20 protein-coding genes are annotated in these 26,232 nt (G+C 62.5%); 6 read left to right on the forward strand and 14 right to left on the reverse strand.

All coding sequences use genetic code 11. The annotated features are described in order from the left end of the window. Nucleotides 1-34: 34 nt before the first annotated feature. The 3 genes from B015_RS0123070 to B015_RS0123080 form a co-directional block, all read right to left on the reverse strand. Nucleotides 35-2,257, reverse strand: a complete 2,223-nt coding sequence (locus B015_RS0123070; RefSeq protein ID WP_018430111.1) for a hypothetical protein — start codon at nucleotides 2,255-2,257, stop codon at nucleotides 35-37. 102 nt (nucleotides 2,258-2,359) lie between these two features. Then, nucleotides 2,360-3,685 carry a DUF6538 domain-containing protein gene (locus B015_RS0123075; protein WP_018430112.1) on the reverse strand — a complete coding sequence of 442 codons (1,326 nt, stop codon included), beginning with the start codon at nucleotides 3,683-3,685 and terminating at the stop codon, nucleotides 2,360-2,362. Between the two features lie 222 nt (nucleotides 3,686-3,907). Next, entirely contained in the window at nucleotides 3,908-4,285 is a 378-nt protein-coding gene (locus B015_RS0123080; protein ID WP_157632818.1) for a hypothetical protein, read from the reverse strand. A 238-nt stretch (nucleotides 4,286-4,523) separates the two neighbouring features. On the opposite strand from B015_RS0123080, the gene B015_RS0123085 reads away from it, so the two are divergent. The 4 genes from B015_RS0123085 (at nucleotide 4,524) to B015_RS0123100 (ending at nucleotide 9,314) form a co-directional block, all read left to right on the forward strand. After that, complete coding sequence (locus B015_RS0123085) at nucleotides 4,524-5,546, forward strand: amino acid ABC transporter substrate-binding protein (RefSeq protein WP_018430114.1); 1,023 nt, start codon at nucleotides 4,524-4,526, stop codon at nucleotides 5,544-5,546. Nucleotides 5,547-5,624: 78 nt separating this feature from the next. After that, a complete protein-coding gene (locus B015_RS0123090) occupies nucleotides 5,625-6,782 on the forward strand; it encodes an ABC transporter permease subunit (RefSeq protein WP_018430115.1) in 1,158 nt (385 codons plus the stop codon). Between the two features lie 2 nt (nucleotides 6,783-6,784). Further along, nucleotides 6,785-7,879: an amino acid ABC transporter permease gene (locus tag B015_RS0123095; protein ID WP_018430116.1), complete on the forward strand. Its 1,095-nt coding sequence runs from the start codon at nucleotides 6,785-6,787 to the stop codon at nucleotides 7,877-7,879. Further along, nucleotides 7,872-9,314, forward strand: coding sequence for an amidohydrolase family protein (locus tag B015_RS0123100; protein ID WP_018430117.1), 1,443 nt, complete (start codon nucleotides 7,872-7,874; stop codon nucleotides 9,312-9,314). Before B015_RS0123095 ends, B015_RS0123100 begins: the two co-directional genes overlap by 8 nt. 25 nt (nucleotides 9,315-9,339) lie before the next feature. Here the strand turns inward: B015_RS0123100 and B015_RS0123105 are convergent, their stop codons facing one another. Further along, complete coding sequence (locus B015_RS0123105) at nucleotides 9,340-10,818, reverse strand: amidohydrolase family protein (protein WP_018430118.1); 1,479 nt, start codon at nucleotides 10,816-10,818, stop codon at nucleotides 9,340-9,342. Between the two features lie 112 nt (nucleotides 10,819-10,930). Next, entirely contained in the window at nucleotides 10,931-12,499 is a 1,569-nt protein-coding gene (locus tag B015_RS0123110; protein ID WP_018430119.1) for an ABC transporter substrate-binding protein, read from the reverse strand. 191 nt (nucleotides 12,500-12,690) lie between these two features. On the opposite strand from B015_RS0123110, the gene B015_RS0123115 reads away from it, so the two are divergent. Next, nucleotides 12,691-14,166 (forward strand): amidohydrolase family protein, encoded by a 1,476-nt coding sequence (locus tag B015_RS0123115; RefSeq protein ID WP_018430120.1) that lies wholly within the window; start codon nucleotides 12,691-12,693, stop codon nucleotides 14,164-14,166. Nucleotides 14,167-14,432: 266 nt separating this feature from the next. Here B015_RS0123115 and B015_RS31470 read toward each other — a convergent pair whose 3' ends face one another. After that, entirely contained in the window at nucleotides 14,433-15,176 is a 744-nt protein-coding gene (locus tag B015_RS31470; RefSeq protein WP_040456363.1) for an aspartate/glutamate racemase family protein, read from the reverse strand. 11 nt (nucleotides 15,177-15,187) lie between these two features. Then, a complete protein-coding gene (locus tag B015_RS0123125) occupies nucleotides 15,188-15,823 on the reverse strand; it encodes a flavin reductase family protein (protein ID WP_018430122.1) in 636 nt (211 codons plus the stop codon). A 137-nt stretch (nucleotides 15,824-15,960) separates the two neighbouring features. Here B015_RS0123125 and B015_RS0123130 point away from each other — a divergent pair, with 137 nt between their 5' ends. Next, complete coding sequence (locus tag B015_RS0123130) at nucleotides 15,961-16,638, forward strand: GntR family transcriptional regulator (RefSeq protein ID WP_018430123.1); 678 nt, start codon at nucleotides 15,961-15,963, stop codon at nucleotides 16,636-16,638. Nucleotides 16,639-16,654: 16 nt separating this feature from the next. Here B015_RS0123130 and B015_RS0123135 read toward each other — a convergent pair whose 3' ends face one another. The 7 genes from B015_RS0123135 to B015_RS0123165 form a co-directional block, all read right to left on the reverse strand. After that, nucleotides 16,655-17,635, reverse strand: coding sequence for an ABC transporter ATP-binding protein (locus B015_RS0123135; RefSeq protein WP_018430124.1), 981 nt, complete (start codon nucleotides 17,633-17,635; stop codon nucleotides 16,655-16,657). Beyond that, nucleotides 17,632-18,615, reverse strand: coding sequence for an oligopeptide/dipeptide ABC transporter ATP-binding protein (locus B015_RS0123140; protein ID WP_018430125.1), 984 nt, complete (start codon nucleotides 18,613-18,615; stop codon nucleotides 17,632-17,634). Before B015_RS0123140 ends, B015_RS0123135 begins: the two co-directional genes overlap by 4 nt. Then, nucleotides 18,608-20,104, reverse strand: a complete 1,497-nt coding sequence (locus tag B015_RS0123145) for an amidohydrolase family protein (RefSeq protein ID WP_018430126.1) — start codon at nucleotides 20,102-20,104, stop codon at nucleotides 18,608-18,610. Before B015_RS0123145 ends, B015_RS0123140 begins: the two co-directional genes overlap by 8 nt. Then, complete coding sequence (locus B015_RS0123150; protein WP_018430127.1) at nucleotides 20,101-21,294, reverse strand: amidohydrolase family protein; 1,194 nt, start codon at nucleotides 21,292-21,294, stop codon at nucleotides 20,101-20,103. The genes B015_RS0123145 and B015_RS0123150 overlap by 4 nt, the downstream gene beginning before the upstream one ends. Before the next feature lie 6 nt (nucleotides 21,295-21,300). Continuing rightward, on the reverse strand, nucleotides 21,301-22,251 hold the full coding sequence (locus B015_RS0123155) for an ABC transporter permease (RefSeq protein ID WP_018430128.1): 951 nt from the start codon (nucleotides 22,249-22,251) through the stop codon (nucleotides 21,301-21,303). 17 nt (nucleotides 22,252-22,268) lie between these two features. Next, the gene (locus tag B015_RS0123160; RefSeq protein WP_018430129.1) at nucleotides 22,269-23,237 is read right to left on the reverse strand and encodes an ABC transporter permease; all 969 of its coding nucleotides are present in this window, start codon (nucleotides 23,235-23,237) and stop codon (nucleotides 22,269-22,271) included. A gap of 838 nt (nucleotides 23,238-24,075) precedes the next feature. Continuing rightward, complete coding sequence (locus B015_RS0123165) at nucleotides 24,076-26,178, reverse strand: bifunctional rhamnulose-1-phosphate aldolase/short-chain dehydrogenase (protein WP_018430130.1); 2,103 nt, start codon at nucleotides 26,176-26,178, stop codon at nucleotides 24,076-24,078. Nucleotides 26,179-26,232: the final 54 nt, after the last annotated feature.

Below are 26,232 nucleotides of genomic sequence, written 5' to 3' on the forward strand. Positions count from 1 at the left end.
CCTCTCACGTGTGCGACCCCTAAATTTCATTAGGCTACTGGTATTGCTTGAGGAAATCGCTCTTTAGCTGATTTGACAGTTCCGCAAGCCTAACAGCAGCGCGGGCCTCATCTACTTCGAACACCTTTCCCACCTCATCGATTGCGCTTTTAAAGGCGTCCTCCTTGAGCCGACTTGAGAGACGCACCCCCAGCAATGTTGGGAAGACAGTTTCAAAGCTCTTACGTACTTTGTCGGCGGACGGAGAAAGAGCTATGAAGTGAAGCAAGAACTCTGGACGCATCATGAAACGACTGCCCTTCATGGCCACGTGCATACCAGTAGCCCGCCGCACGGAGGCATCTTGTGTAAGCCACCAAGTTTTGAAGCCAAAAGGATTCGAATAGTTTCGCTCACCTCCAGCGAGCCTTCGAGCATATACGCGCAACACGTGCATTGCGTCATTCTCTGCTAGCCGCTCTTCCTTCTCGCGAGCATTTTTTTGGCGACGCTCATTGAGGATTTTCTTGGAGAGGTCAATTAGCGCATCCGAGTCAACTCCGTCCATCATCTGCTTGTCAGATTCATATTCGAACCCGAACCTCTTGATCAGATACTCTCGTATCTCCTCACGCCCCTTCTCCCTATGAAGCGACTTATAATCGCAATAATTTCCAATATACGAGCGCCAGCCAGCAGGTCTCTTTACGTTTCTGTCGGGGGAAAGTCGAGCATAGTAATATGCTCTAATAAGAATTCTATCTATGTTTCGAGCCAAATCAAAACTTACATATGGCTCCAGCTCTGCATAGTGATTTTCGTACTCCGCACTCGTGGCCTTAAGATGAGTCCAAACCTCCTCAACACAGCGCTCTGTAATGACTAGATTGGCTCCAGCTGCACGCAGAATTTCCAGAGTCCTAATTGTCGACTGATCTTTCTCCAGAAGATAATACTCGGAAATAGATCTAATAATAATATCCGTTCCAATATACAGAATCAAATCAGAACTCATTGTCCTGAAATACTCTACAATTTTCGGATCATTCCTGAGCAGAAACATAAGTATGTATGTTCTACTCATCTTTCCAAGATATATTCGCTCCTCTTCCGAGCTATCGTAGATGGTTGCCCGCAAAACGTAGTAAGCCAGCTCCGCAGCACGGACGCCAAGGTCTCCGCTTATCCCCAACGACGCCATTGCGTCATGCAGATTGTCGCTGATGGCAGGCGGCACGAACCCTTCAGGCTCATCGCCACTAACAAAATATGCCATTTCGAGGCCCTGCGTCTCGAACGTAAGCTCCAGAGCTCTATGGCACGCCCGAACCGCGTGTAACACAACTTCCGGCGCATCATCCGGCCGCAGCATTGCAGCTATACGCGAGCGAAAAACCTCGGAGACGCTCGTTCGCAGAAACTCATCTTCTTCGTTTTCCTTTTCGACAATCTGTCGTGTCTCAAACGGGAGGCAATAGCGTTTTTCCTTGCGATACCGGCGTATCTCGCGGCCACTTGTGTTTTCCTTGGCAGAGAGTCTTTCGAGGCGGTCGTCAATGACACCCCGAATGAAGTCGGCGGCTGATGGAAGGGCGGCCTCCACTTTCTTTAGAATCTCGTCACGATTCATGAAGATGCCCTTGTCGGGGTCGGTGCCCTCCAGCGACCAAAGGATCAGACTGTCTGTGACTGCCTCTAATAGCTCGGTGTTCCCGCGCCGGCGCTCCAGCTCTTGACCCAAGAACACGCAAAGCGAGCGCGAAGGGAGCTTGGGGTTCTCCCCTATGTTTTCCGCACCACCTATCTCCCTGAGATAGTACAAATGATGTGCAACGAATGACTTGAACGCCTGGATAGTCTGTAAAGAATCGTTGACGTGCGCCGAAATGTATTTCGCGTCTCGTATGCGAACGAGAACGCCAGTTTCCTCGGAGAGAAGCTCCTCCTCTGCGTCAATACGAGGAACGACAACGCTCGTTACGTATATGAGCGATGTGATGTTTCTACCAAACTCCCTTATTCTTTTGATCGTACCACGAATCTTTGCACGTGAATCCGCTGTGATGGACGCCTGCATGAAACGTTCTGGCCGATCGTCACCAAAGACCGCCTGGACGTCAAAGCCCTCCGCGCCGCCATCATGGGTCCCTCCAAGAGGCACATAGTTGGTCCCCTGGATGGCCCCATAGAATGCTTGAGCAAACTTCTCAAAATCACCTGAGCTAACTCGCTCAAGCGCTAGTTCGACAGCCCTGAAGTCAATTGTCTGGCTTGTCATAGTTCCCCCAAATCGTGCCCGCCACAGGCAGAGGTTAGCACTTTGCCTGCGTGAACTCATCCGGGAGTATGTAATGTTGCGTGGAGAGACCGCGCCACTTCATCATGCACTGGCGGGCAACTTCACGGCCTCCACAAGCGCCCTCTTTGCCATCTCCGGGTCCTGCCCCGCGTAGCCATGCTGGCTCAAGTCAAGGCTCTTGGCTCGGTCGCTATCGGTGTGCCCGACCACCCACGTAATGGTCCACTCATCGAAGCCCGTGGCACCGGCAAGTTTGGCATCACGCGCCTTGCGGATGAACCAGCGGCGGAAGGAGTGGAAGTCCACATTGCTCTTGGCCTTGTCGTTTGGCCTCTCGTCCACCTTGAGGTCACGACGATATCGGGTGAACCTCTTGGCGGCGGGATCGGAGCGGGTCTCGCGGGACTTGGGGACAGGCGGCAGGTCATCAATAAGGAAGTCGCCGGGCTTTTTGCCCTCGGTCCTCCGCCTGACGATCTCCTTAAGCCCGCTGTGGATGGGCACCGTGCGGCGGGCGCTGTCGGTCTTTCCGGCCCAGATATTGAAGACACCGCCGTCACAGTCCGAGACGTATAGCTGGCAAATCTCCTCGATCCGCATCCCGCTCAGGGCGGCAACCCGCATGAGGTCATTGAGCATCGGCCCACCGTCGCCCTGGAGCAGCGTCTTGACCTCATCGTCCGTGAAGGGTCGCTTTCCCCTATCGGGCTCGGCATCGCGCCGTTGCCTCGCGGCAGCAGGAAGGGCTTGGCCTGCCCAAGGGTTTTCGGTGCCTCTCAGATGTCCCTTGTCGAGTAGCCACTTCCAGTATTGGCGGGTGAAGCCGAGATAGGCCGTAGCCTTGTCCAAGCTCCTCCCAACCGTGAGGCTCTCCGAAATGAACTTGCCGGCGTGGGTTCGGGAGACGGTCTCAAGGGCTACCGGGAGTTCCGCGTCCTTAAGCCAGCCGCCAAGCCACCCCAAGACCCTGCGGAAGTCACCCTCTGATTTCATCCGGTAGCCTTGATGCTGCACAAAGGCATCCGCGTGATGGCCCAGAGGCGTTACCGCGCCAGTAGCGAGGTCATAGAACCCCTTTGCTCGCTCGTAGCCATAGCGGCGCTCAATCTCCTCGGCCTTCTCGTGGGCCACATAGGAGGTCGCATCGTCGTCCTTATGGAGGCGCAGGCGGAGGGCTTCAGCGTCGATGGGATCGTTGGAACTAAGCGCGTTCTCTGCCGCCGCTATCACCGCCTTCAACCGGGCAACCACCGGCCACTTGCGCTCATTGGCTTCCTTCAGGTCGGCGGTATGGAGCGGATAAACGAGCTTGCTACGGCCGAGAAGGTCGCGAACCTTGGCAGGCACCTTGAGGCGCACCCGCCACTGCTGGCCGTGCCAGTCCAGATATTGCCTTTGGCCCGCCATTCTCCGCCCCGGTGCCCCATGCTGGTGCCCCACGGGTGACCTGGAAGTGACTGAAAGTCAAGGGATTCAAGCGCTTGATAGCCATGGAGGAGAGTTTCCCTCCCTCTCCGCCATTCCCTTTCAAACGCTTGAATGCTTTTCGTGCTTCACGTTCTGTGAGGCGTTTGCGCTGGCCGAGCCAAGGTCCGCCTGAACCGGCCGTAGATTCGAACGTCCAACCATCTAAGGCTGTGACGCCGGCTCTCTGTCCGTCTCCAGATACTCGATGACAGACGCCCGGATTTTCGCGCGCATCCGTGAAGCGGCATCGAAATCCAGCATGCGCGTTCGGTCATTGAGAATGGCTTCGGAATAGAGGTCCTCACCCTTCTCGCAAGCCACCAGAGCCCGATCCGCTATATGGGCTGCGGTTTGGAAGCGTTCTATGCCTGCACGCAGATCCCCGGCAGCGCCAAGGGCGCAGTAGAACCACGCTCTTTGAGTGGCCGCGACACTCGGCCTGATGACGGCCTCAAGCTCAACGAGAGCATGAGCCGGGGATGCTGCAGCAAGAAGCGAGCCCAAGACCCATGCTTTGGGTACCACCGGCGCAAAGCTCATCAGATTCTCCCTCGCCACGAGGGTGCGAGCGGACCTTGTCTCAACTGTGGCGAGCGAACCGACTGCAGCGCCGTGGCTGGGCTCTGCCAGAGATACCCCCTTCGCGCCAAGATTGAAAACAATCATTGTCGATTATTTTGTTGAAGAATTGTCGGCAATTTGGTTGGATCGCTCCGTTCAGAGAGGGACGGTCCGCGGCAGACGCCTGACGGGCCGCATTGGGAGGAAAAATATGGCTATGTTCCGTAGGGCGTGCCGCATCGCCGCGGCCGCTTTGCTCTTGGGCACGTCGGCGATCGCCGCGCAGGCGGCGTCGACACTCGAGACCGTCAAGGCGCGCGGCAAGTTGATCTGCGGCGTGTCGATGGGCACGACGGGCTTTGCGCTCGCCGACGCGCAGGGCAAGTTTGCCGGCTTCGACGTCGACGTCTGCCGCGCCATCGCAACCGCCGTGTTCGGTGACCCGAACAAGGTCGACTTCGTGATGACCAACATCAACACGCGTTTCCAGGTCCTGCAGTCGGGCGAGATCGACGTGCTGTCGCGCCAGACGACGATGACCTATTCGCGCGAGGCCTCGCTGGGCATCGATTTCGGCCCCGCGGTCTTTTATGACGGCCAGGGTCTGATGGTTGCCAAGAGCCTCGGCGTCAACAGCGCCAAGGAACTGGACGGCGCCGCCGTCTGCACCCTGCCCGGCACCACGACAGCACAGAACCTTGCCGACTTCTTCCGCGCGACCGGCAAGAAGTTCGAGCTGGTGGTGTTCGAGAACCCCGACGAGAACAACAACGCCTTCTTCTCCGGCCGTTGCGACGCGGTTTCGTCGGACCGTTCCGACCTCGCCTCCATCCGCGCCGCCTCGAAGAGCCCCGATGACTACGTGATCCTGCCGGAAACCATCTCGAAGGAGCCGCTGGCACCGGCCGTGCGCCAGAACGATTCCAACTGGCGCGACATCGTCTCGTGGTCGGCCTGGCTGATGATGGCGGCCGAGGAAAAGGGCATCACCCAGGCGAATGTCGACGCGCAGCTCAAGAGCGAGGATCCCGAGATCCAGCGCATGCTCGGCGTCACCGACGAGCTTGGCCCGATGCTCGGCCTCGACAAGGCCTGGGGCTACAACGTCATCAAGCATGTCGGCAACTACGCCGAGGTCTTCGACCGCAACCTCGGCGAAAAGACCGCGCTCGGCCTGAGCCGCGGCCCGAACACGCTGTGGAACGCCGGCGGCCTGCTCTACCCGCCGCCCTTCCGCTAAGCCGTCAGAACAGATACGGCGCATGTCGGTTCGACATGCGCCGTAACTTTATCAACTGACCCGACAAGGACCGACGGCGTGTCGCCCATTGTTCTGCTACGAAACCGGCGCGTCCGCGAACTGGCCTATCAGGTCCTGTGCGTCGCGGCCGTCATCGGCTGTGGCTGGTACCTGCTCAACAACGCGTTGGCCAACATGGCGAAGCAGGACATCGCCACCGGCTTCGATTATCTCGGCCGCGAGGCAAGCTTCATCATCAGCGATACGCCGATCGCCTTCGAGGCGTCGGACAGCTATGCCCGGGCCATGCTGGTTGGCCTGCTCAACACCGTGAAGGTTGCGGTTCTGGCGATCGTGCTCAGCACCATCATCGGCACTTTTGTCGGCATCGCGCGGCTCTCGTCCAATCCGCTTTTGTCACGGCTGATGCTCGCTTATGTCGAAGCGCTCAGGAACGTGCCGCTGCTGCTCTATCTGTTCCTCTGGTATTCGGTGATCATCTTCACCCTGCCGCCGGTCAAGCAGGCGATCACGCTGCTGCCCGGCGTCTTTGTCTCCAACAGTGGCCTCGTGGTTCCAGCCTTCATCTGGAATTCCGGCTTCTGGGTCGTCGCGGCCGCAGCCGCAATCGGCATCGTCGCAGCCATCTTGTGGCAGCGCTGGGCAAGTCGCCGGCGCATCGCCACCGGCAAGTCCGTGCCGGGCTGGCCGGTCGCCCTCGCCCTTGTCGCGCTGCCGATTGCTGCTGCTGTCCTCTTCTTCGACGTCAGCGGTGAGCTCGACTGGCCGGTCCTCGGCAAGTTCCGCCTGACCGGCGGCGCGCATCTCAAGCCCGAATTCGTTGCCCTGCTGCTTGGGTTGACGCTTGGCGCCTCTGCCACCGTGGCAGAGATCGTCCGTAGCGGCATCCTGGCGATCCGCAAGGGCCAGCGCGAGGCGGCCCACGCGCTTGGCCTGTCCGACCGGTTGACGATGCGGCTTGTCATCCTGCCCCAGGCGCTTAGGGTCATCATCCCGCCGCTGACCAATGTCTATGTCACGACCTTCAAGAACAGCTCGCTGGCAATCGCCATCGGCTATCCCGACCTGGTCATGGTCTCCAACACCATCATGAACCAGACCGGCCAGGCGATCGAGCCGATCGCCCTGTTCATGCTGGTCTATCTGCTGTTGTCGCTGGCGACTTCGGCCCTGATGAACTGGTACAACGGGCGTGTCGCCCTGAAGGGACGCTGACCATGAGCGACCAGTCCGCGACAGTCGCCGGCGACCGCGTCCCGCCGCGCCGGCCCGCTCGCCGCAACGACACCCTCAAGGCCTATTTCGGCACGCCCGGCAACACGCTGGTGACACTCCTGTGCCTAGTGTTGCTCGCGCTCGCCGCCAAGGCAGCCGCGTCCTGGCTGCTTATCAATGCCGTGTTCGACGGCGTACCGGAAGACTGCAAGGCAGCCTCAGGCGCCTGCTGGCCCTATGTCGCAGCCAAGCTCCGCTACATGCTGTTCGGCATCTATCCCTTCGACGAGCAATGGCGACCGTTGGCGGCAACGCTGCTGTTCATCGCGGCGATGGCTCTGTCGGGCGTCCCCCGCCTGTGGAGCCGCGGCCTCGTCATCGCCTGGCTGGTTTTGCTGCCGCTGCTGTTCGTGCTTATGTCGGGCGGCATGCTCGGCCTGACGCAGGTCCCGACATCGCAGTGGGGCGGCCTGCCGCTGTCGTTCATGCTGACTTTCGTCGGGCTCGTCTGCGCCCTGCCGCTCGGCATCCTGTTGGCGCTGGCGCGGCTCTCCAACCTGCCCGCCATCCGTATCCTCGCCATCACCTTCATCGAACTGGTGCGCGGCGTGCCGTTGATCAGCATCCTGTTCATGGCGTCCGTCATGCTGCCGCTGTTCATGCCCGACGGCGTCACCATCGACAAACTCCTGCGAGCCCAGGTCGCGATCATCCTGTTTGCCGCAGCCTACATCGCCGAGATCGTGCGCGCCGGCCTCCAGGCTTTGCCCGCTGGGCAGACGGAGGCAGCCAAGGCGCTCGGCCTGCACTATTGGCAATACACCTTCCTCGTCACCATTCCGCAGGCGCTGAAGACCGTCATCCCACCGCTGGTGTCGCTGTTCATCGGCTTCTTCCAGGACACGACGCTGGTTACCATCGTCGGCCTGCTCGACTTCCTCAATACGGTGCGCACGGCCTTGCGCGACCCCAACTGGCAGGGCATCGCCGTGCTCGAAGGTTATGTCTTCGCCGCCGTGGTCTATTTCGTCTTCAGCGCGCTGATGGGCGCGTATAGCCGCTTTCTCGAAAAACGCTTCAGGGTAGGTCATGACTGAAATCACGGTCATTCGCGACGTCGACACCATCGTTGCCTACGACGCCGCCAGCGGCGGCCATGTCTATCGTCATGGTGGCGACGTCGCTTTCGATGCGACCGGGCTAATCTGCGTCGGCCAACATTTCGAGGGCGAGGCGACGACCGAACTCTCGGGCAAGGCGCGCATGGTCATGCCCGGCCTGGTCGACATCCATTGTCATTCGCATGACGAGCCGATGGCCAAGAGCATCTTTGAGGATGTCGGCACCCCTGCCCTGTGGGGCCAGGCCATGTATGAATTTTCAGGCGCGCTCGACGGCGGCGAGGATGCCCGCGCCGCCTGCCTGACGGTAATGCTGGGCGACCTGATGCGCTCGGGCGCCACCACCATCCTCGACATCGCCGGCGCCCACGACATCTGGCTCGACATCGCCGGCCGCAGCGGCGCGCGCGCCTATCTCGCACCCGGCTTCCGCCAGGCCGATTGGATCGTCCGCGACGGCCACAGGCTGGAATATGAATGGAACGACGATGCCGGCCGCGATGCCTTCGTGCGCGCACTCGACTTCGCCGAACGCGCCCGGGTGCATCCGAGCGGCAGGCTGGACGGAGTGGTCTCGCCGTCGCAGGTCGAGACCTGCCGGCCCGACCTTCTGGCCGACGCCGCGGATGAAGCGCGCAAGCGCGGCATGAAGCTCACCGTTCATGCAGCCCAGACCATGGCCGAGCACGAGGAACTGCTGCGCCGCACCGGACTGACCGCCGTTCAATATCTTGACGGCCTCGGCGTGCTTGGCACTGACGTCATCCTCGGCCACTGCATCTTCGCCGACCATCACTCGTGGACCCGCCAGCGGACGCAAAACGATCTCGTCACACTTGCCGAACGCGGCACCACGGTCGCCCATTGCCCCGTTACCTTCGCCCGCAGCGGCATGGCGCTGGAAACGCTCGGCGCTTACAGGCGCGCCGGCGTCAATGTCGCCATCGGCACCGACAGCTATCCCTTCAACATGCTGGAGGAGATGCGGCAGGCGCTGATCTGCTCCCGCCTCGGCGGCAAAAGCGTCTTCGACCTGACCACATCAGATATCTTAGATGCCGCCACCCTTGCCGGCGCGAGGGCTCTGGGCCGCAACGACATCGGCCGCCTCAGCGTCGGCGCCAAGGCCGACCTCGTGGTGATCGACCTCGACACGCCTTCGATGCGCCCGGTCTACGACCCCCTGCGCAGCCTGCTCCATTGCGCCGCCGAGCGCGCCGTCGAGCGCGTTTATGTCGACGGACAACTGACCATCGACAAGGGCAAGCCGACACAACTCGACTATGACGGGGCCGTCAGGGAAATTCAGGCGCTGCAGGACTGGGCCTGCGCCCGCGCCGGCATGAACGATCCGCGCGGCCGCAGCATCGGCGAACTGGCGCCGAAGTCGCTGCCCGTGGTCGGAAACTAGCCCAAGGAGAGACGCACCATTCTGCTCAGGGCAAGATGGGGTAGCTCGGCTTGAAAATCTCCGACACCGGCGGGTGCTGCCAGCTGCGATCGGGGTATTTGGCGATCAGCCCTTCGTACTGCCGCTGCGCCTGTTCGCGCGCAGCGCGGATGTCGAAGCCGGCCAGCTTGCCGTCGAGCATCGACAGCCGTCCATCGACGAACACCGCCTGCGTCACCTTGCCGGAGCCGCCGAGCACCAGCGTGGTGATCGGATCGACAGTCGGCGTCATGTAGGGATCGTCGAGGCGGAACACGGAGATGTCGGCCTTGGCGCCAGCGGCCAGGCGGCCGATGTCGGTGCGGCCGAGCGCCCTTGCCCCACCAAGCGTGGCGGCATCGTAGAAATCCTTGCTCAGCACGGCATCGGATGCCTTTTCGCTGATGCGGCAGGCAACCAGGCCTACAAGCAGGTTCATCAACATGTCCTGCGGTGCCGTGTCGGTCGCCATGCCGATATTGATGCCGAGCTTCCGGCACGAGGCAAACGAGTTCAACGTGCTGCCCATGCGCGCCGACACCAGCGGCGAATGTGCGATGGACACGCCAGCGTCGGCATAGAACTGCAGATCGTCAGGCGAAGCATGGGTGCCGTGCGGAGTGATCAGCCGCTCGTTCAACAGGCCATGATCGGCCATCCAGCGCGGCCCCGAGACGCCGTGCAGCTTGTGCATGGTTTCGAGCTCGAGCTTGCCCTGAGCCATGTGCAGCCGCACCCGGCAGTCGAGGTCACGCGCCGCCGCCATGGTCCGCTGCAGTACCGTGAGCGTGCAGGTTTCGACACGGTCGGGCGCCAGCATGCCATTGACCAGTCCGCCATGGCGACCATGCTGGCGCTCGATGAAAGCAATCGCATCGTCAAGGCCGGCCAGGCCCCTCGCCTCGTCGAAGTCGGGCACGATCTTGCCGGGCGCCTCCAGCACCATCCCGCCGGAGCGATAGGCAGGGCTCAGGAAGACGCGCAGGCCGAGCTCGCCTGCCGCATCTGCAGCCGCATCGAATTCGGCGACCGTCTCGCCCCATTCGCGGTAGTAGAGCGAGGCGATGGGCGCGGCCGACGTGACGCCGTTGAGCAGCGACAGGCCGAAGGCGAACTTCTTCTGGAAGGCCAGCTCTTCGGGCGAATACATTTCGTAGGGCCCACGCTCGACATAGGATCGCGGCCAGATGCGGCCCTTGGCCCATCCGGGCTGGTTGTCGTGCACGAGCACATAGGTGTCGATGTCGGAGAGCGCATCCAGGTCGATGAGGCCGGGACTGATCAGCGCGCTGCCGAAGTCGATGCGGCGGGCGACCTCGCCGTCGAAGCTGCGCCCGGCGAAGATGACCTCGCCGCCTTCGATTACCACCTCGCCGCGCGGCACCAGGCAATGGCCTTCGCCGGGATAGGCAAGCAGCCAGTCTGCGGTCATGAGCGTGCGGCCAGCCGGCCGCTGGCCGAGCGTCAGGTCTTCGGGACGTGTCATCGTCAATCCAGTCTGAAGTCGTTGCGCCAACCCAGGGCGGACGCACCTAAAGAAAGGGCGCTTCACCGGATGATGAAGCGCCCAGGGTCGTGGGAGACGTTGTTATCTAGGCTTACTTGCCCGCCATCTGGGTCAGCCAGTGACGCGGCTTGTTGTCGGAGCGGAAGTCGACGCTCTTGACCGTGCCCTGCATTGCCCAGGCGATCGGCTGCTGGTGCAGCGGAATCAGGATCGAGTCATCCTTGGCGATCTTGAGGGCCGCCTCTTCGAGCTGCAGGCGCTTGGTGCTGTCAGGCTCCTGCACCGACTGGGCAACCAGCTTGTCCAGCTCCGGATAGGACCATCCGCCATAGTTCGACACACCGACCTTGTCGTTCTTGGTCGAGAGAACCTGCGCCAGGATCGAGTAAGCGTCGAGCGTCGGCTCGTTGGCCCAGCTCAGGTTGAACATGTCGGCCTTGCCCTGCGTGCGCTTGGGCGACTGGACGGCGCGCGGTGCGATGTCGATCGAGACGTCGAAACCGGCGCGCTTCAGCATGTTGGCGATGCCGGCGCAGAAATCCTCCTCGTTGATGCTCTCGTCGTTGGAGCACATGTAGGTGAACTTCAGGCCTTCCTGGCCAGCCTCGGCGAGCAGCTTCTTGGCGCGTTCCGGATCGGCCTTGCTGTAGGTGTCGAGCGACTTGGCGTAGCCGGCGATCTCAGGAGCGATCAGCGAGCCGGACGGACGGGCAAGCCCGCGCATCACCTTGGCGTTGATCAGGTCGCGGTCGATGGCGGCTTCGACTGCCTCACGAACGCGCACATCGTTGAACGGATTGGCGCGACCGTCTTCCAGCTTCTCCTTGCGGTTGAAGCCGAGGAACACCGTGCGGAACTCCTGCTTCTTCAGGACCGACAGGCCGGGCGAGCTTTCGAGGCGCGGCAGATCCTGGATCGGTGCGGAATCGACGAGGTCGACTTCACCCGACAGCAGCGCTGCGACGCGGGTCGCGGCCGAGGCGATCGGCATATACTCGATGCGGTCGAGATTGTGCTTCTTCTCGTCCCACCAGAGGTCGTTGACCACCAGCACGGTCTTGCTGTCGGCGACACGGCTCTCGAGCTTGAACGGGCCGGTGCCGTTGGTGTTGTGGGTGGCGAAGCCTTCGGTCTTGGTGTCGACGGCGGTCGGCTTCTCGGTGTTGTTGTCCTTCAGCCACTTGGCGCTGAACATGAAGATATTGGTCATGTCGTTGAGGAACAGCGACGTCGGCGCCGAGACCTCGACGTCGACGGTGTAGTCGTCGACCTTCTTGCTGCTGACATAGAGCGGGATGTTGCCGCGCAGCGGCGAGGCCGGATCGGTGACGCGGTTGAGCGAGGCGATCACGTCGTCGGCGGTGAAGTCTGCGCCGTTGTGGAACTTGACGCCCTGGCGCAGCGTGAAGCGCCAGACCTTGTTGTCGATCAGCTCCCACTTTGTCGCCAACGCCGGCTCGACCTTGAAGTTGGCGTCGTAGCGGACCAGGCCTTCATAGATGTGGTTGAGAAACGACAGGTTGAACGTCGACGCGATCGAATCGGGATCAAGCGAATAGATGTCGGCGCGACCGCCCCAACGCAGGGTTTCCGCAGTGGCCGGCGCGGAGATGGCAAGTGCTGCAACGGCACCGAGAATGAGTTTCTTAAAGCGAGACATTTTACCTCCCAAGGATCGCGCTTCCTGGATTCCACCATCAAGGTGATCGACAAGATTGTCAACAATATTGTTGACGCATTTTCCCCGAGCCGGTAGCAAAATTACGTGGGGTCAGGCTGCCATCACGCGGCACAGACGAGCCCACAGGGCAGCCGGAAGGCCGGCGGCCAGCAGAAATGGAGGAAAATCGCATGAGCGACCTGCTGTTGCTTCATGGAACCATCGTCACGGTAGATGCCGAGCGGCGCATCATCGAGGATGGTGCAATCGCCATATCGGGCGACAGGATTGTCGACATTGGCTCGGCCAGCGACCTCGCTCCCAGGCATCAAGACAAGAAGGTCGTCGACTGCCGGGGCAAGCTCATCATTCCCGGCCTCATCGACGCCCACGGCCACGCCGGACACGTGCTGATCCGCAGCATCGCTGCCGACACCAATTCCATGTGGATGCAGATCGTCACGCCGACTTACTATCACTACACCACCCGCGACTACTGGTACGCCGACGGCCTGGTTTCAGGCCTTGAACGCCTGCGCGCCGGCGTCACGACAGGCGTCAGCATCATCTCGTCGATGCCGCGCAGCGACGATCCCGTCTTCGCCAGCAACCATGCCAAGGCCTATGGCGAAATCGGCCTGCGCGAGATCATCTGCGTCGGCCCGGCCGGCCTGCCCTGGCCGCACCCTGTGACTCGCTGGGAGAGCGGCAAGCCGGAGCGCCGGCACGTCTCCTTCGAGGAAATGATCGAGGGCGCTGAGGCGACCATCCAGGAGTTGAACGGCAGCGCTGACGGCCGGATCAATGTATTCCTGACGCCCTTCACCATCGTGCCGTCGCTCGATCCGTCCAACATGACGACGCCCGACCGGGCGGTAAAGCTCACCGACAACGACCGCATGCAGGCCCGTCGTGTGCGCGAGACGGCGCGCAAATGGGGCGTGCGCATTCATTCCGACGCCTTCGCCGGCCAGATCCGGATGGCCTTCCAGGACAAGGAAAACGCCATCCTCGGCCCCGACGTCCACCTGCAGCATTGCTGGGGCATATCCCACGAGGAAGTCGATATCCTGGCCGAAACCGGCACCTTCGTCACCCACGCCCCGCCCGGCCGCTCGACGCCGATCCTCGACATGATCTCCAAGGGCGTGCCGGTCGCCGTCACCTCCGATGGCGTATCCCCGAGCCGCCATTTCGACATGTTCCAGATGGCGCGGCTTGCCCAATACACCCAGCACCTACTGCACAATCACGACCGCTATCTGCTGCCGCCGGGCAAGATGTTCGAGATGATCACCATCGATGCCGCAAAGGCACTCGGCATGGATCACGAGATCGGCTCGCTGGAAGTCGGCAAGAAGGCCGACATAGCCGTCATCGACATGCGCCAGCCGCACCTGACGCCGAACTGGATGGTCGTCCACCGCCTGGTCCAGCAGGTGCTCGGCAGCGATGTCGACACCGTCATCGTCGACGGCAAGATCCTGATGGAAGGCCGCAAGGTGCTGACGACCGACGTCGAGCAGGCGCTCAATTTCGGCGAGCGCGAGGCACAGGCCCTGGTCGACCGGGCCGGCCTGCAGGCGCATATGCACGACCCGGCCTGGGGCAAGCTGTACCGTACGTTCGAGGAAGCGGTGGTGCCGCCGGCGCCGCCGGTTCTGTAAGGTCCGGTCGGTCAGGGCTTGTCGCAGACTTTCTCGATTGCGCGACAAGCCCTGCGAAGGTGACGCTCCGCCATACGCGGCCTCGTCGGCGACAGACAGCGCAGCGAACTGCTTGCCTGGTGCAGGCTACGTCACGGTAGACAGCGTTGGATATCGTCTTGAGGCCGACGGCTGAGCGCAGGGTTTGTCGTAACGCCCTTCAAAGGCGGTCAGCAAACCCATCGAAGAAAAAGGGGCCTTCCGGCCCCTTTGTTTCGTTTTGGGCGTCAGCTCGCCGCCATCAACTGGACTTCCGCATCGACGGCAACAGGTCCCTTTTGCCGCGGGAAATCATAGGCATTGACCTTCGAGGTCACGTAGCCGGCGCCGACGAGCGCCTCGGCGATCTTGAGTGCAGCGGTGACGCCATCAATAACAGGCACGCCCGTTGCCTTGGCCAGCCTGTCACACAGGCTCGACATGCCGGCACAGCCCAGGATAATCGCCTCGGCGCGGTCTTCGATCTTGGCGCGCTCGATCGCCTCGACCAGCAGCCGCTCCGCCGTCTCTGGGTCTTCCTCGAGGCCTAGCACCGGCAGGTCGATCGAGTGCACGGCGCGGCAGTGGTGCCCGGCGCCATAAGCCTGGACGATGTCCTCGATGATCGGCACCGAACGCGGCAGCGTGGTGACCACGGAGAAGCGCCGGCTGATGGTCATGGCCACCTGAACGGCCGCTTGGCAGATGCCGATGACCGGTCCCTTGGCAACTTCGCGCGCGGCATGCAGGCCGGGGTCGTCGAAGCAAGCGATGACATAGGCGTCGACGCCCTGCTCCTCCCCCTTGCGGATTTCCGACAGCATATCAGGCACGGCAAGTGCCTCGTCGGCGCTGCCCTCGATGCTGACAGGCGTCCGGGTCGGATTGACGGCGCTCACATGGGTGCCCGCACTTGCCACGCGCAGCGCGCTTTCCAGCGCCTGGTTGGTCATGGAAGCGGTCGAATTTGGGTTGATCAGGCGAATATGCACTTTGGTGGATCCTATTCGCCGCTTTCGTTTGCCTTGAGCACATCCGCAATTGTAGGGGCCTTGAGCACAAACTGGCGGTCGGAGGTGATGTAGTTGTCCGCGTGAAGCCGGGCGATCGGCTGATACACTTCCGGATTCACATAGCGCCCTGCCTCGTCGAGGCAGTCGCGGCGCACATGCATGTGGACCACTTCACCCAGCACGAGCAGGCGGCGCGGATATTCGATCAGCCGCTCGACGCGGCATTCGAAGGCGCATGGCGCATTGGTGACGTAGTCGACATCGATCTGGACGCTGCGGGCAGTGGGCAGTCCGGCCATTTCGAGTTCGTCGACATCGCTTTCGAAGCCCAGGCCACAGACCAGCATCTGCTGCGACAGCGCCATGTCGACCATGTTGACCACGAACTCGCCCGTGCGACGGATGTTGACGACAGTGTCCTTGTCCTCGCCGGTCGCGCGCGGCTGGATGCCCAGCACCACGATCGGCGGCTCATGCGAAAACACGTTGAAGAAGCTCATCGGCGCCGCATTGCTGCGCCCCGTGGCCGAGCGGGTGGTGACAAGCGCGATCGGGCGCGGACCAATGAAGTTGGTCAGCAGCCGATATCGGCTCTCCATCTCCAGCTTCGTAAAATCGAACTCCATACGCCCTCTCAATCCCGCATCGCTTGGTACACAATTTTCCGTATGATTGTCAGCAAAATGCAATCCGGGTAATTTATTGGAATGTTGACTTTTTATTGTGCATGACGAATGTCGGCCCTCGTGGGAGGCATCGCGTCATGACCGAACAAGCAAGTGTTTCGACACAGCAGATTGTCGAGAAGGTATGGCTCTCGATTGCCGAGCGGCGGCTGCGTCCGGGCGTCCAGCTGAAAGAAGGCCAGCTGGCCGGAATCTTCGACGTCAGCCGCGCCCGCATCCGCCAGGCCCTGACCGCGCTTGAGCGCGAAGGCCTCGTGACGATCATTCCCAATCGTGGCGCTTTCGTGTGCCAGCCATCCGTCGACGAGGCCAGGGACGTGTTCGCCGTCCGCCGCTCCGTCGAGGCCTGCGTCGTCGATCGCATCGGCAATTCGATCTCCAAGCCCGACCTGGCGCGGCTGCGCAACCATGTCGCCCAGGAGCGCACCGCCAATGCCAAGGACTCCACCACCGACATCATCAAGCTCTCGGGCGGCTTCCATCTCCTGCTTGCCGAGATATCCGGCTCCGACTTCCTGTTCGGCATGATGCGCGACCTGATCTCGCGCACCTCGCTGATAACAGCCGTCTACCGCAACACCGCGCGCTTCAACTGCGGTCCCGACGAACACGCCGAGATCGTCGAACAGATTGCCAGCGGCAACTTCAAGAAGGCTGCTGCGCTTATGGAGCATCATCTCGAGCACGTTGAGGCCGAGCTCGACTTGAGGGAAGTGCGCGACATCTCGCACGATCTCCGGGCAGCGCTGGCGTAAGCCACAGGCACCATCGCTACTCGTCCTGCACCAGATGGCAGGCGACGCGCGTACCACTTGCCAGCGTGCGCACTTCCGGCAGTTCCGCCGAGCAACGTGCCGTCGCCATCGGGCAACGCGGATGGAAGGTGCAGCCGGATGGCGGCTTGAGCGGACTCGGCACTTCGCCTGCGGCAATCACACGGTCGCGATGCGGCTTCTCGATGTTGGGGATCGTCTGCAGCAGAAGCTGCGTATAGGGATGACGCGGCCTGGCGAACAGCTCCTCGGTTTCGCCCTCCTCGACGATGCGGCCGAGATACATCACCGCGATGCGGTCGGACATATGCCTGACCACGCTCATGTCGTGGCTGATGAACAGGTAGGTCAGGCCGAACTCGTCCTGCAGCTTGCGCATCAGGTTCAGCACCTGCGCCTGCACGGAGACGTCGAGGGCCGAGGTCGGCTCGTCGCAGACCAAAAAGCGCGGCTCGCTGGCGAGCGCACGCGCAATCGAGATGCGCTGGCGCTGGCCGCCCGAGAACTCGTGCGGGAACTTCTCGCCGTCTGACGCCGACAGACCGACGATCTTCAAGAGTTCGACAACGCGCTCGTCGATCTCCTCTGCCGTGTTCCGGAGTTTCATCTCTCGGATGGGCTCGGCGATGATGTTCTTCACCCGCCAGCGCGGATTGAGCGAGGCGTAGGGGTCCTGGAAGATCATCTGCGCCGACAGCGGCTGGCCGTCCTCGCCGGGCGCGAAGCGCAGCTCGCCTGCATTGGCTCGGTAGAGGCCGGTCACCAGGCGGGCGACTGTAGACTTGCCGCAGCCGCTTTCGCCGACGAGGCTGAGGCAACCGCCCAGCGGCACCTCGAAGCTGATGTCGTTGACCGCCTGCAGATACTGGCGCGGCTTGCGCTCGACGACGCGGTTGAGCCAAGGCGCCGAAACGTCGAACGTCTTGACGAGCCCGTCGACGCTGAGCGCCGAGGTCTTGTATGAAGTCATCGCGGTCATGCGGTTCCTCCTGCATTGATCCAGCATGCGCTCGCTCCCGTGCCCGCCGCCAGCAGGCTCGGCCGCTCCCGCGAGCAGCGCGGTCCGGCGTCTCGGCAGCGCGGGTTGAAGGCACAGCCATTGGGGATCGCATCGAGCCGCGGCATCGAACCGTCGATCTGGTTGAGTCGCTCGACGCGAGCGCCGAGCGCCGGGATCGAGGCCATCAGCCCGCGCGTATAGGGATGCTTGGGGGCGTGCAGCACTTCGGCGACAGGCCCGATCTCGACAAGGCGACCGGCATACATGACTGCGATGCGGTCGGCCGTCTCGGCGATGACGCCCATGTCGTGGGTCACCAGCATCACCGCCGTCTGTTTTTCCTTGCAAAGCTTGCGCAGAAGCGAAGTGATCTGCGCCTGGATGGAAACGTCGAGCGCAGTGGTCGGCTCGTCGGCGATGATCAGCTTCGGCGAGGCGGCCAGGGCAAGCGCAATCACCACGCGCTGACGCATGCCACCGGAAAACTGGTGCGGATACTGGCCGAAGCGATCTTCCGGCGACGGAATGCCGACATCCTTGAGCAGCGAGATCGCGCGCGCCCTGGCCTCGACCTTGCTTAGCGGCAGATGCTGGCGAATGGTCTCCGTCAGTTGCGCGCCAACAGTGAACAGCGGATTGAGCGAGGTCAGCGGGTCCTGGAAGATCGCGCCGATCTCGCGGCCGCGGATCGACTCCATCTCGCGGTCGTCGAGCTGGTCGATGCGGCGATCGCCGAGCCAGATCTCGCCATCGGCGATACGGCCCGGCCGCTCGAGCAGGCCCTGGATCGCAAGGCCCGTCATCGACTTGCCGGCACCGGACTCGCCGACGACACCCAGGATCTCGCCCGGGCGGATCGACAGGCTCACGTCGGAAAGTGCGGTGGCAACCCCGCGCCGGCCGGGAAATTCGACCTTGAGGTTGCGTACTTCGAGCACTGCCTTCTCGGTATCAGCCATTGTCATTGACCTCTATCGGGTAGCTTGGCGGGAAGATCTCCGAAACCGGCGGGTTGCCCCAGCTGCGTTCCGGATACTTGGCGATGAGGCCGTCGAACTGGCGCTGGGCACGCTCGCGTCCGGCCTTCATGTCGATGCCGGCAACCTCGCCGAAACGCATCGACAGGCGGCCGTCGACGAACACGGCCTGTGTGACCTTGCCCGAGCCGCCGGTGACGAGTGTGGTGATCGGGTCGATGGACGGCGCCATGAAGGCATCGTCGAGCCCGAAGACTGCGATGTCGGCGCGTCCGCCCGGCGTGAGCCTGCCGAGGTCATCGCGGCCAAGCGCCTTGGCGCCGCCCAGCGTTGCGGCGTCGAACAGGTCGGCGCTGCGGACGCGGTCAGGCGCACGGTCGTTGATGCGGCAGGCGATCAGGCCGACGAGCAGGTTCATCAGCATGTCGGGAGGCGTCGTATCGGTGCCCATCGCGATGTTGATGCCGCGCTCCTTGCACTTGGAGAACGAGTTGAGCGTGCTGCCGCCACGGGCCGAGACCAGTGGGCAATGCACGATCGACACATCGTTCTGTGCGTAGAGCCCGAGGTCCTCTTCGGTCGCGTTGGTGGCATGCGGCGCGATCAGCCTGTCGTTGAGCAAGCCGGCACGCGCCAGCCACACCGGCGCTGTCGTGCCGTGCAGCTTGCGAACGGTTTCGACTTCCATCGAGCCCTGCGCCATGTGGAGGCGGATCTTGCAGCCGAGTTCGGCCGCAGCTGCCTGCGTCTGGCGAAGCAGCTCTTCCGTGCAGGTCTCGACACGGTCAGGCACCAGCATGCCGCGCACCAGGTCGCCGTGGCGGCCGGTCTGCCGACCGATATAGTCGACCGCGTCGCGCAGTCCGGCAAGACCGCGCTTTTCGTCGAACACCGCCTCCATGCGGCCCGGCTCTTCCAGAACCATGCCGCCGGCGCGATAGGCGGGGCTGAGATAGACACGCAGGCCAAGGTCGCCGGCTGCATCCGCCGCAGCATCGAACTCGGCGACCGTCTCGCCCCACTCGCGGTAAAACAGCGAGGCGATGGGGGCAGCCGTGGTGATGCCGTTCAGCAGAAGCTGGCCGAAAGCAAAACGCTTCTGGAAGGCGAGCTCTTCCTGCGAGTACATTTCGTAGGGACCGGCCTCAACATAATGGCGCGGCCAGACGCGACCCTTGGCCCAGCCCGGATGATGGTCGATGCCGAGGATGGTGGTATCGAGATCCGACAGCGCGTCGAGGTCGATGAGGCCGGGGCTGACAAGTGCTGCGCCGAAGTCGATGCGGCGGGCGACCTCGCCGGCGAAGTCAGTACCGACATAGATGACCTCGCTGCCGTCGACGACGACCTGGCCATTGGGGATCAACCTGTGCCCGCCGTCACGATGGCCGAGCACCCAGGCTGCGGTGATGAGCGTACGGCCGTTGGGCCGCTTGCCGAGTTCGAGCGTGTCGAGAACCTGTCTGGTCATGGCATTTCCACTGTGGCCTGGCCGTTGCGTGCAGTAATGCGGCCGCCCTTGATGACGAGCGGACGCGGCGCGACATCGACCACCGCATGGGCGATCGTCTCGCCCGTCAGCAGCGTCAGGTCTGCATTGCAGCCTTCCGCCAGGCCGTAGCCCTCGATGCGCATGACATCGGCACCACCCTGCGAGACGATGTGCAGCACATGTGCGAGCTCGATGTCTGAGCGCACACCGTTCTTCATACCGACGATCTTGGCGCGGTCGAGCATGTCCGGCTGGCCCCATGGACCCCACGTGTCACGAATACCATCACAGCCGGCACCGACGCGTACGCCCGCCTGCTTGAGGCGCATGATCGACGGCACGGTCGCCGACGGCGCACCCGTCGTCAGGATCGCCACGTCAAGCTCTGCGATCTGCTCGATCAGTTGGCCGACGCGCAGATAGTCGTTCATGCCGAGCGCAAAGGCGTGGCTGATGGCGACCTTGCCCTGCATGCCGTTGGCGCGAATGCGCTCGAACATCAGCTCCATGGTGAAGGCGCCGAGATCGCCCGCCTCATGCAGATGGATGTCGATCGGGCACTGATGCTTCAGCGCCAACGCAAAGATGGCGTCCAACTGCCCCTTGGGGTCGCGGTCGATGCCGCATGGATCGATGCCGCCGAGCACTTCGCAGCCCTGGCTCAGTGCCTCGTCGAGCAATTCCAGCGTGCCAGGCATGACCATCAGGCCCGACTGCGGGAAGGCAACGATCTCGATGTCGATGATGCCCTTGAGCTTCTCACGGGTTTCCATCACGCCATCGACCAGCGCCAGCTTGTGGACCGGATCGATGTCGACATGGCTGCGGATGTGGGTGGCGCCATGCGCCGCCAGGCCGATCGCGTGCCGCATCGACTGGCGATGCGGGTCGAGGCCGAGCGCGATGCGGTTCTCGCGCTCGAAATCGATGCGCTCGCGCAGCACCGCGCGGCGGTTGTTCTCGTGCCAGGGCAAGCCCCAGGTGGTCTTGTCGAGATGGGTATGCGCGTCGATCAGGCCGGGAATGGCGATGGCGCCCTTGCCGTCCTCGACCGCCATGCCGGGATCCGCCTCGAAGCGGCCGATGCCTGCAATCCGGCCGTCTCGGATCAGCACATCGGAGTTCGCGCCACCATAGGGCCGAACGTTGCGGAGCAACAGGTTGGTCATCACGCCTTACCTCAGTTTCGGATTGAGCACGTCTCGCAGCCAGTCGCCCAGTATGTTGACGACGACGACGAGCAGACAGAGCTGGATCACCGGAAACAGGACGATCCACCACGAGCCGGAAAACAGGAACTGGTTGCCGATGCGGATCAACGTTCCGAGCGACGGCTGTCCAGGCGGCATGCCGATGCCCAGGAACGACAGCGTCGCTTCGGTCAGGATCGCCATGCCGAAGTTCAGCGTCGCGGCAACCAGCACCGGCGTCAGCGTGTTGGGCAGGATGTGGTAGGCCAGGATACGGCGCGGCGGCACTTTCAGCAGCCTTGCTGCCTGGACATATTCCTTGTTGCGCTCGACGATGGTCTGGGCACGGACCGTGCGGGCATATTGCACCCACGACGACAGCGAGATGGCCAGCACCAGAACCGCGGCAGCACCGATCTCGCGCAACCCGTCAGGCAGCATCTGCCGTACGACTGTCGACACCAGGATTGCGATCAGGATGGTCGGGATCGACAAGGTGACGTCGCCGAGGCGCATCAACAGGTTGTCGACGAAGCCGCCGAAAAAGCCGGCGCAAAGACCTGCCGTCATGCCGATCAGCAGTGACAGCGCCACCGAGCCGAGGCCGATGACGATGGAGATGCGCGTGCCATACAGGATGGCCGACAGCATGTCGCGGCCTTGCGTGTCGGTGCCGAGCAGATAGGGCCACTCGCCCGTCGGCTCCCAAATCGGCGGCAGTTCCGCCTTCCACATGTCGAGCTGGGCCGCATCATAGGGGTTCTGCGGCGCAATCAGCGGCGCAAAGACGGCGGCAAGCACCAGCACGGCAAGGATCACTGCAGCGATCATCGCCGACTTGCTGTGGGTGAAGGACCACCAGACATCGCTGTTGCGCATACGCCGCAACAGGCCGGGACGCGCAGCAGCGCCTGTTTTCGTTGCGTCGGTCGTCATCGACTAGCCTCCCGCTGTCAGTGCGAGCCACGCAGGCGCGGATCGATCACCGCATAGGTGATGTCGACCAGCGTGTTCAGCGCGACGAAGATGAAGGAGATGATGCAGAGATAGGCTGCCATCACAGGGATATCGAGGAAGGTGACCGCCTGAATGAACAGCATGCCCATGCCCGGCCACTGGAAAACGGTCTCGGTGATCAGCGCAAAGGCGATCAGCGAGCCGATGTTCATCGCCGTCATGGTCACGACGGGCATCAGGCAGTTGCGCAATGCATGGCGGAAATAGACGCGCCAGCGCGGAATGCCCCGGGCGCGAGCGAACTTGATGTAGTCGGAGCGCAGCACTTCCAGCATCTCGGCACGCACCAGCCGCATGATCAGCGTGATCTGGTAGAGCGACAGCGCGATGGCAGGAAGGATCAGCGCCGCGCGTCCCGAAGGCGTCAACAGGCCCGTCGACCACCAGCCCAACTGCACGACCTCGCCGCGACCGAAGGACGGCGACCAGCCCAGGATAACGGAGAACACGAGGATGAGCAGGATGCCGACGACGAAGCTGGGCAGCGATACGCCGACGATCGACAGGAATTGCAGCGCCTCCGTGTACCATCGCCCGCGCTTGATGGCCGTCAGCACACCGAGCGGCAGCCCGACGAACAGCGAGATCAGCGTTGCCACCAGCACCAGCTCGAGCGTTGCCGGGAAGCGTTCGCCGATCAGTTTCAGCACGTCCTGGCCGTTGCGGTAGGAGATGCCGAAATCGCCGCGCGCCGCATTGCCGACGAAGTGCACGAACTGCGTCGCGACGCTGTCGTTGAGGCCGAGGCGTTCGCGCAGAGCATCGCGGTCGGCCTGCGTCGTCTGTTCGGTGACCATGAGTTCAACCGGATCGCCGGCAAGACGGAAGATCAGGAAGGCGAGCATGGCGACCGCAAGCATGACCATGATGGCATTGGCAATGCGGCCGATAACGAAAACCAGCATAAGGAGCCTCGTCAGATGAGCGGGGGCTGAAACTGTTCCGCAGGAATGCGGGTCACTGCACGGATGAAAGCGGTGTGTCCGCCAGGCATTCCGACACGGTCGTCGGCGCGGAATGCCAATGTCGCGCTCGCCGCGACGGCATGTTCATGCACATCCTCAGTCCTCCCACTTGAGGTCGCGCCTCCGTTCCGGAGGTCGTTGTTCCGAGCCGACCGGCATCGGCGCATTTCGCCACGCCGGCCCGCAGCGAACGCAAAGCGCTCTCGCTTACGCCGCCACTGTCGGCACCGCCCTCTCCCGCCCTGAGGTCGCAATGCCGCTTGCCTTGCCTGCCATATTCAAAAGCCAGCACAAATTGTCAACTACTTTGTCGACAATTATTGTCCAGAGTTCACGATGATCCTGTCGACAAGCCAGATGTCCGGGAGTGGAGCGGCGTCAAAAGGACTGCAATGGCCAACGTCGCCAACCGCAACCGTCGCCTGCAGAGTGCGCGCTGGATACTAGGACAACGAGGTTCATGGCAGCGACGCATCTGGCAAATGCCACCCGCAGGCCATTCTCATTGGTGCGCTCGGGCACCGATGACCATGGCCGGCATCGAATAAGCGAAAGCCGGAACGAGGATGGGGGGAGAATCAATTTCGAAGGGAATGCCGTCAGGAGTTGCTCAACTGACCAGGACCGCTCCGCCTAGGAAGAACCGGCGATCATGTGTTGGATCCGACAGGAAACAGCGAAGCGGCAGCACGTCGATCGCCGCGGCCTCGCGCGCGTCGATCGACGTGCTGCCCCACCCGCAGCTATCGTCAGACAGGTCCGACGAAAAGGCCTTTGCTCAGCGCGTAAAACTCTGGGCGTTGCCGGCGTCGACATTGATGATGTTGCCGGTCGACTTGGCAGACATGTCGGAGGCGAGGAAGTAGACCGCCTCGGCGATATCCTCGGGGAACACAGAGCGCTTCAGCATCGAGCGCTTGCGGTAGTGTTCCTCGAGTTCGTCCGGCTGCATCGCATAGGCTGCGGCGCGCTGCTCGCGCCATTCGCCAGTCCAGATCTTCGAGCCGCGCAGCACGGCATCGGGATTGACGGTGTTGACCCTGATCTGATGCTCTGCACCTTCGAGTGCCAGGCAGCGCGCGAGATGGATTTCAGCCGCCTTGGCCGTGCAGTAGGCCGCCGCGTTGGGCGAGGCTGCGAGGCCGTTCTTCGAGGCGATGAAGACGATGTTGCCGCCGATTTGCTGCTGCTTGAAGGTGCGGAAAGCCTCGCGCGACACCAGGAAGTAGCCCTTGGCGAGGATGTCCATGTTGCGGTTCCACATGGAGAGTTCCGTGTCCTCGATCGGCGCCGATGACGAGATGCCGGCATTCGAGACCAGAATGTCGACGCCGCCGAATTCGACGGAGCTGTCGGCATAGGCCGACGCCACGCCGGCCTCATCGGTGACGTCGAGGCGAACCGGGTGTACGAAATCCGTGCCGAACACCTTGCCGAGTTCCTCATGCGCGGTAGAAAGGGCGGTCTCATCGATGTCGGCGATGACAACGCAAGCGCCTTCGCGCAGAAGCCGGACGGCGGTCGCCTTGCCTATGCCGCCGGCACCGCCGGTGACAAAAGCGATCTGGCCGGCCAGCGACTTTGGCTTCGGCATGCGCTGCAGCTTGGCTTCCTCGAGCAGCCAGTACTCGATGTCGAAGGCCTCCTGCTCAGGCAGGCCGACATAGGTCGACACCGCCGAAGCGCCGCGCATGACATTGATGGCGTTGACGTAGAATTCGGCTGAAATGCGCGCCGTCGCCTTGTCGGCGGCGAAGGTGAACATACCGACTCCAGGCATCAGGTAGACCACGGCATTCGCGTCGCGCACGGCGGGCGAATCCGCGTGCTTGCAGCGGTCGTAATAGGCCTGGTAGCCGGCGCGGTAATCATCCAGCGCCTTGGGCAACGCTGCAACCACGGCGTCAACATCGGGTTTCGCAGGATTAAAGTCGATCACCAGCGGCCTGATCTTGGTGCGCAGGAAATGGTCGGGGCATGACGTGCCGAGTGCTGCGAGGCCACGCAGATGATGCGAGTTGACGAACTCCAACACAGCGTCGCTATCATCGAAATGACCGAGCTTGCGCACGCCCTGCTGCGAGACCATGCCGCGGATGCGCGGCATCAGCCGCGCTGCAACGGCCCGGCGTTCACCCGACGATAGCGACGTCGCGACCGCCCCGCCGAAGACAGCTTTGCCCTTGGTTGCACCCTCGAACCAGCCGATCGCCTTGTTGATGGTGTCGATGGTGGTGGTGTAGCACTCCTTGGGGGTGTCGCCCCAGGTGAACAGGCCATGGCTTTCGAGCACGACGCCTTTGGCCTTGGGGTTCTCAAGGCAGAACTTTTCCAGCCAGAGCCCGAGTTCGAAACCCGGCCGCTTCCACGGCAGCCAGCCGATCTCGTCACCGAATATTTTTGCGGTCAGCGCCTCAGAATCCTTCGCAGCCGCAATCGCGATGATTGCATCCGGATGCATATGGTCGACGTAAGCCCTTGGAACATAGGCATGAAGCGGAGTGTCGATGGACGCCGCGCGCGGGTTGAGATTGAAGGTGCAATGCGGCAGGTAGCCGACCATCTCGTCCTCATGCGCGAGGCCGCGATAGAGGCCCTTCAGCGCCCTGAGCTTGTCCATGTAGAGCGTGGCGAAACCATCGAGCTTGATCGACGCGCTGTCGCCGCCCGATCCCTTCACCCACAGCACCTCGACCTCGACGCCCGTCAGCGGGTCCTTCTGCAAGATCTTGGACGAGGTGTTGCCGCCGCCATAATTGGTGACGCGCTTGTCCGAGCCCAGGATGTTGGAGCGGTAGACCAGCCGTTCGGACTCGCCCATGGCCGCTGCCTTCGCGTCGTCCCACAGATTGGCAAGCCGCGTGGAATTGATATCGAGCATGTCGGATTCCTCCCGGCGCGCATCACCGGCGCCGCTCTCGTTTGAGCGTAATTC

This window comes from Hoeflea sp. 108 (assembly GCF_000372965.1).
GTDB lineage: Bacteria > Pseudomonadota > Alphaproteobacteria > Rhizobiales > Rhizobiaceae > Aminobacter.